Source organism: Actinoalloteichus spitiensis RMV-1378, assembly GCF_000239155.1.
Classification (GTDB): Bacteria; Actinomycetota; Actinomycetes; order Mycobacteriales; family Pseudonocardiaceae; genus Actinoalloteichus_B; species Actinoalloteichus_B spitiensis.
In genome coordinates this window covers 1-1,062 of the sequence record NZ_AGVX02000847.1, presented here as the reverse complement: position 1 = coordinate 1,062, position 1,062 = coordinate 1, and the positions used below count along the sequence as shown (strand labels likewise).

The following is a 1,062-nucleotide window of genomic DNA, read 5'->3' as shown; positions in this document are numbered from 1 at the left end:
GGTGACGGCCAGCGGGAAGACCGACCGCCGCGCCCTGCCCGCACCCGTTCTCGAGGAGAGTGCCTCCTACATCGCTCCCCGCAATGAGGTCGAGGAGATCATCGCCCTGCACTGGTCGGAAGTCCTCGGAGTCGACAAGGTGGGTGCGGAGGACGACTTCTTCCGTCTTGGTGGAAACTCCATCCAGTGCATTCAGGTCCTTTCCCGAGTCAGGACGACTTTCGGTGTGACCATCTCACCTCGTGCCTTCTTCGCAGGGCCGACTGTCGCCAGCCTCGCCGTCATGGTGGAGGAGGAGGTCCTGCTGGAACTCGAGAGTTCCGTGACGACCGAAAGCGGTGGTGAGGGTACAGCGGGGTGACCAGGATGAGTCCGATGTGGGGGCTGTCGTCGGTACGGGGGCGTTGCCGATGGGTGCGGAAGTGACATAGCAGCCACTTGTCCTGGCCGGCCAACTGTGAGTACCTGAGGGGAACGGACCGCATGGTGACGACGTCGACGGGCGGAAACGAGCGGGCTGACCAGGGTGGTGACCAGCCAGAACCCGGGCGTTCCTCGGTGCGCCCTTCCGACTGCCTGCACCACCTCCTCGAACGGCGGGCGGCGATGAGTCCTCTGTCGACGGCGGTGACCTCCGAGGCGGACTCGATTTCCTACTCCGAGCTGAATTCCCGGGCCAACCAGGTGGCCCGGGCGGTACTGGCAAGGGGAATCCGCCCTGGAGACCGGGTGGGGCTGTGCCTGGACAGGTCGGTGGATCTGGTCGTCGCGCTCGTCGGTGTCCTCAAGACAGGTGCGAGCTATGTGCCGATGGATCCGCGCTATCCCGCTGACAGGCTGCGGTACACAATGGACGATGCGGGAATCCGTCTGGCGATCGGGACCTCGGAGACGGTGCCGAGTCTTCCCAGTGCTGTATCCGTGTTGCGAATCGACGAGGAAACGGCGGCAATCGCCTCCTTCCCCGACGGCGACCTCAGCGACGAGGAGCGGGGCGGCCGGGTTTCTCCCGACAGTGTCGCCTACGTGATCTACACGTCCGGGTCGACCGGACGGCCGAAG

2 protein-coding genes are annotated in these 1,062 nt (G+C 65.2%); both read left to right on the top strand.

Annotation, left to right across the window (positions count from 1 at the left end):
* Positions 1-361: phosphopantetheine-binding protein (locus ACTIDRAF_RS31515; RefSeq protein WP_157163296.1), on the top strand; the 361-nt coding region annotated here is incomplete at its 5' end.
* Positions 362-486: 125 nt separating this feature from the next.
* Positions 487-1,062: AMP-binding protein (locus ACTIDRAF_RS31510; protein WP_169534013.1), on the top strand; the 576-nt coding region annotated here is incomplete at its 3' end.